Annotated in this window: 5 protein-coding genes; all 5 read left to right on the top strand. The window is 70.6% G+C overall.

The annotated features are described in order from the left end of the window. Positions 1 to 268: 268 nt before the first annotated feature. Complete coding sequence (locus tag AB0J52_RS25850) at positions 269 to 526, top strand: hypothetical protein (RefSeq protein ID WP_500184847.1); 258 nt, start codon at positions 269 to 271, stop codon at positions 524 to 526. 170 nt (positions 527 to 696) lie between these two features. Beyond that, complete coding sequence (locus AB0J52_RS25845) at positions 697 to 855, top strand: hypothetical protein (RefSeq protein WP_500184846.1); 159 nt, start codon at positions 697 to 699, stop codon at positions 853 to 855. Positions 856 to 863: 8 nt separating this feature from the next. Continuing rightward, positions 864 to 1,388 (top strand): PH domain-containing protein, encoded by a 525-nt coding sequence (locus AB0J52_RS25840; RefSeq protein WP_500184844.1) that lies wholly within the window; start codon positions 864 to 866, stop codon positions 1,386 to 1,388. Positions 1,389 to 1,748: 360 nt separating this feature from the next. Continuing rightward, positions 1,749 to 3,185 carry a helix-turn-helix domain-containing protein gene (locus AB0J52_RS25835; RefSeq protein ID WP_500184843.1) on the top strand — a complete coding sequence of 479 codons (1,437 nt, stop codon included), beginning with the start codon at positions 1,749 to 1,751 and terminating at the stop codon, positions 3,183 to 3,185. Between the two features lie 575 nt (positions 3,186 to 3,760). Continuing rightward, positions 3,761 to 4,477, top strand: a complete 717-nt coding sequence (locus AB0J52_RS25830; protein ID WP_500184842.1) for a FadR/GntR family transcriptional regulator — start codon at positions 3,761 to 3,763, stop codon at positions 4,475 to 4,477. Positions 4,478 to 5,360: the final 883 nt, after the last annotated feature.

Here is a 5,360-nt window from a genome sequence, read left to right as displayed (position 1 = left end):
GCCGCGCTGAGTCGGCCGCGCTGAGTCGGCCGCGCTGAGTCGGCCGCGCTGAGTCCTGTCCGTACTGGCGCCGGAGGGGCGGATCGTCGCCCTCCCGGTGGTTCTGAACGGCCCCTCTCCTCAAGTGGGTGATCTTGGTGGGTTCGGCGAATGGTCACCTTGGGTAGTACTGGACTTACGGAACGTCGGTGTACGTTCCTCTCCGCCGCTTCGGCACACGGGGACGGTTCAGGATCGGAGCTGGGGGAGCGAGCTGGGGGAATGCGTCATGGCTCAGCGTCCGGACTCCGAGCCGCTGTTCGGTGAGATCGGCGATCGGCTCGCCCGCGAGTTCACCGGGGTGCACGACGGCCGGACCGTGGAGCGGTGCGTTGCCGCCGCGCGGTTCGGTGCGCTCGAGGTGACCGGTGCGGCGTCGCCCGATCTGGTGGAGCGCGTCGCGCGCAAGCACCTGCAGGTGCTGGCCGTCGTTGCCGCCGAGAAGAAGCGCCGTTCACCGCGCACCTCACTGGGCAACACCCCCTGACCCTTCCGACTCCGTCGTCCCTCACCCCACAGAACGAGTGAGCGCTTCGGAACGTTGGGGTCAGGTTCGGGTGACACGGCGGCGGAGGCGGTGTTCGGATGCTTTGCCGGGCCTGGACGCTGTGCGAAACTGGCCGAGGGTCTGTGGGTCATCCGCACCGGGAGGCATGAGTGCCCGCCAAGAAGTACGTCGCCTGGGCGGCCGCCGCCGTCGCGGTGGTCTACCTCGTGCAGCAGCCGGACGGCGCCGCGCGATCGGTCGCCCGCGCCGCGTCCGGACTGGTCTCCGCCGCAGACTCCGTGGCCACCTTCCTCGACGCGCTCGGCTGAGGTCCCCCATGCGCCTGGTCACGCCCGGTGACTCCGCCCCGGCTTCGGTCAACAAGTACCTGCTCCCGCACGAGACCCAGGTCATCACGGTCCGGCGGCATCCGGCCGTCCTGATGCTGCCGGTCGGCGTCGTCCTCGGCGGCCTGATCCTCGCCGGGGTGCTCAGCAACACCCTCGCCAGCGCCGGCACGGTGATCAGCTGGATCTGGTGGGGCTGGCTGCTCCTGCTCGCCTGGTTCGTCTGGCGGGTGGCCGAGTGGTCGGTGGACTACTTCGTGATCACCAACCAGCGGATGCTGCTGACCACGGGGCTGATCACGCGCAAGGTCGCGATGATGCCGCTGGCGAAGGTCACCGACATGAGCTTCAAGCGCACGGTGACGGGCCGGATGCTCGGGTACGGCGAGTTCGTCCTGGAGTCCGCCGGTCAGGACCAGGCCCTCTCGGCCGTCCCGTACCTGCCCTACCCGGAGCAGCTGTACCTGGAGGTCTGCGAGATGATCTTCCCGAACAAGAACGCCTCCGACGACTGACGACCCGTCGGCGGGGTGCTCGTCGTGTGATCTGTGTCACACGACGACGGGGTTCCAGGGTGCCTCGTACCCGGGTGGACGAGGCGGTACGCCGTGCGGCATGCGCTTTCGTGGTGGCGATGCGGCGTTTCTCACGTTGCGCGAAGGGCCCCTGGGGGCGTGGGGCGGTCCTGTGGCCGTGGTACGGCTTCCGTGCGCGATGGCCGTCCAGCATGATCTACTGGGCCGAGTCGTTATCACCACCAAAGCCGTAACTAGGGACGACTGGGACCGCTTCGTTACTCTCGATGTGCGATAACCGACGATGTGCAATTATGTCGGAACCCCAGCCGCCTGTTTACTTCCGCTAAGTGAGTTCTCATGCCGGGTCCAGGCAACGTCGGGGAGCGCGTCCGCAACCTGCGGCTGACCAGACGCTTGTCGCAGGCGCAGCTCGCCGGACACGATCTCTCCGACAGCTACATCTCGTTGATCGAGTCCGGGAAGCGGACTCCCACGCCGACCGTGCTGCGGATGCTGGCCGAGCGTCTCGGGTGCACGCCCGAGTACCTCGCCGAGGGCGTGGAGCCCGAGCAGCGCGCCCACCTGGAGGTTCGTGAGCGCCACGCGCACCTGGCCCTGCTCGCCGGGGACCCGAGCGGCGCGGCGTCCGTCTTCGAGGACGTCATCAAGCGCAGCGACGACCCGGACCTGACCGCGCGGGCGCGCGAGGGGCAGGCCCACGCGCTGGAGCGCCTCGGCCGCGTCGAGGACGCCATCGCCCTCTTCGAGGAGCTTCGCGAGCAGGCCGAACGCGACCCCGGCCGGACCAGCTGGCTGCCGCCCGTGATCGCGCTGGCGCGCTGCTACCACGCGGTCGGCGACCTCGGGCAGGCCGTCGCGCTGGGGGAACGGACCCTCACACGGCTGGACGAGCTCGGCCTCACGCGCGGGCACGAGCGGATCGAGGTGGGCCGCATGCTGCTGCTCGCCTATGTGGACCGCTCTGATTTCGACCGCGCGCACGCTCTCGGCCGTACCCTGCTCGCCGCCGAGGAGCCGGGACGCTCCGGCGACGGCGACACTCTGAGCGCCTCGTACCAGAAGGCCAGCGTCAACGCGCTGGACCAGAACGCGATCGGCGACTCGCTCTACTTCGCCGACCAGGCCCTCGCCGCACGCGGGGAGGGCACTCGTCCTCGCGCGCTCGCGCGCCTGGACCTCGCCGCCGCGAAGGCGCTGCTGCGCGGCGTTCCCGCGTTCTCCGCCGAGACGCCCGTGCACGAGGACATGCCGCTCGGCGCGTCCCCGGCCGCCGCCGAAGAGGCGCTGCGTCTGCTCAAGGGCGCCGAGGATCTGGAAGGTTCCGAAGCCACCGAACGCACCGTGGAGACGGCGCGTGCCCTGGTGATCCTCGGGCAGCCCGCGGAGGCGATCACCCGCCTGGAGGAGTTCCTGGAGACCGGCATGGCCCTGGCCGCGCCGAACGCGAACGGCCACTCGACGCTCGGCCCTCCGCCGGACACCGACCTGGTCGCCCGCACGCACAAGATGGCCCAGGCCCGGCTCGTCCTCGCGCGCGCACGAGTGGCGCAGCACGACGCGCAGGCCGCGCTCGTGGTCCTCCGTGCCGCCGCGACGCAGCTCACGGACCTGCCGGCGACCCGTGCGTCCGCGCGTCTGCTCCACGAGCTGGGCGATCTGTTCCAGTTCGCGGGCGACACCTATGCCGCCACGTCCGCGTACCGTCAGGCCCTCGAAGCGGTGGGGCTCCGCGCCGCCCGCCCCCAGACGGCCCCCTGCGACATCGGAGTCTGACACCGCACGGCCTGGGCGTCCGTCTCCCCGGCCGTCCGTTCACTTGCCCTTCTCCTGAGCAAGGGACGTTCTCCGCCAGGCGGTCCTGGCACCCGAGCGGCGCGTCCCTTCGCCGTGCCCTACGTGCAAGCGGTGCTCGACTCAGCTTTAGATGCCGCGGGTGTCAGCTGCGAGGCTTCACCGGCATGCTCGCCGCGCCGTGAGGGCGAGGCCATGGCTTGGCCATCGTCTGCGGGACGGCCTACACCGTCGAACCCGTGCTCTGGTGGATTTGGAGGCTGTTCGGCATCCACGCCGGTTTCCTCCTCCGGGCAAGTCCGCGCTGAACGGCTGTGGTGATCGAAGGCACATCGGGCGGCCGGAACAGCCCGGATGAGATCGCGTTCAACTAGTCGGTTGACGTGTTTCCGCAGTACACCGAGGCGATCGCAGCGGCGCACGGACGGGTTTGCAGCGCCTGGACGGGTTCATGGGGCGGGAATGAACAACCTCCCCTTGGACGTCCTAACATGGAGACATGGGATGATTGGCTCATCGGAGGTAGGGCCACCCGGGTAAGGCGTGTGAGGAGGAACGTGACACTGCGGACAGCTCGCCGCTCGTCCCTGGTCGAGCAGGTGATCGACCAGCTCAAGGGCGAGATCGTCGCGGGCACGTGGCCGGTCGGCGACCGGATCCCGCCCGAGCCGGTGCTCTCGGAGAGCCTCGGCGTAGGTCGGAACACCGTCCGGGAGGCCGTCCGGGCCCTGACGCATGCCGGGATCCTGGAGAGTCTGCAGGGGGACGGCACGTACGTGCGGGCCACCAGCGAGATGTCCGGAGCCATGCGCCGACGCATGGAACGGGCCGAACTCGTGGAAACCCTGGAGATCCGGCGGGGCCTGGAGGTGGAGGCGGCACGGCTCGCCGCCGCGCGCCGCACCCCGTCCGACCTCGCGGCGATCGCGGACGCGCTCGCCCGCCGCGACGCTGCGTGGGCGGCCCGCGAGCACTCCGAGTTCGTCGAGGCCGACCTCCTGTTCCACACCGCCGTCGTGGAAGCCACCCACAACGGCATGCTCATCGAGCTCTACCGGGACTTCAGCGCGGCCCTCCGGGCGAGCATCGGCGCGGCCGGCGCCGTCGTCGAGCACGCCGACATTCCGCACGGCCCCATCGCCGACGCCATCGCGGCGGGCGACGGCCAGGCCGCGGCGTCCGCCGCCCGCCGATGTCTCGACCAGATCATGGACGAGGCGGACGACCACAACACCGACGACGAAGTCGAACGCTCCGTCCCCGACGCTCCCTGAGCAGCTTCACCTCCCGTTCCCGCCCAGCGGGGACCCGGGGACGCCTCGAATTGAAGGCTCTCTGCTTGGTGCTTGCCGCGTCTCCAGCGCGGAGGGCATCCGCGGCGTAGCTCGCGCTGTTGGTGCAGTGGGTCCGACGGTCTTATGCGTCCTCCGCAGGTCGGGAGGAAGTCCGAGGCCGGGCGTCCACGCCATGCGGAGTGGGACCGCAGCGCGGACAGCGTTCGTGCAGCTCAGCGCGGTGGTGCACGAGGCATGACGTGGCCCAGCAGTGGGATCACGGGGCTGCGGGCAAGGCCACACCAGCTTCGCGCAGGACACCGGAGTCTGCGCACCGGGGACCCGCTTACCGGGTTCACCGTGTGAGAGCTGAGGCCGCGCAAGGGGGAGAGCGGCCCTGACGGGGGTTCCGGGCGGGGCTGGTGACTGCCGGGTGCATCGAGGGCGGGGCACCGCCTCCGTGGTGCGGCGCTGAGCTTGCGTCGCGCTCACCTGTGGGCGCTGACTCGCCTGGCGTGCCGCTGAAGCCAGTCCTCAGCGGGACGACGGCTCGTGCGGGCACTCCGTCCGGACGGGGGCTTCGGTGCTTCGGGGACCGCTTGCGCGGAAGCTGCCGTGTCGCGGAGTGCCTGTATCGGAGCTCACAAGAGCGCGGTGTGTACCGGAGCTTGGGTGGCGCATGTACCGGGCTTGGGCTCGGCGAACGCTGTGGTTCGCGCGGGGCGAAGGACGGGCGGGCCGTGCAGCACGGGCAGTGAGGCCCGTGCGATGCCGAGGCTGCGATGGGCAGCGCCGAGCCTGACGCGTCCAGGCCTCGGCAGGGCAGTCGTCCTGCGCAGGCGAGGGGGCTCGGCGCAGGAGGCATCCCGCTTCCGCCGGGCGG

Origin of the sequence: Spirillospora sp. NPDC049652 (assembly GCF_040675125.1) — a bacterium.
In the GTDB taxonomy this organism is placed as follows: domain Bacteria; phylum Actinomycetota; class Actinomycetes; order Streptosporangiales; family Streptosporangiaceae; genus Spirillospora.
Note: the sequence above shows the minus strand (reverse complement) of the source record. Positions and strands in the feature narration are given on the sequence as shown.

What these genes read in the sequence shown, in the direction of transcription:
- AB0J52_RS25840 (WP_500184844.1), top strand. Translation starts at nt 864, where the DNA reads ATGCGCCTGGTCACGCCCGGTGACTCCGCCCCGGCTTCGGTCAACAAG.
- AB0J52_RS25850 (WP_500184847.1), top strand. Translation starts at nt 269, where the DNA reads ATGGCTCAGCGTCCGGACTCCGAGCCGCTGTTCGGTGAGATCGGCGAT.
- AB0J52_RS25835 (WP_500184843.1), top strand. Translation starts at nt 1,749, where the DNA reads ATGCCGGGTCCAGGCAACGTCGGGGAGCGCGTCCGCAACCTGCGGCTG.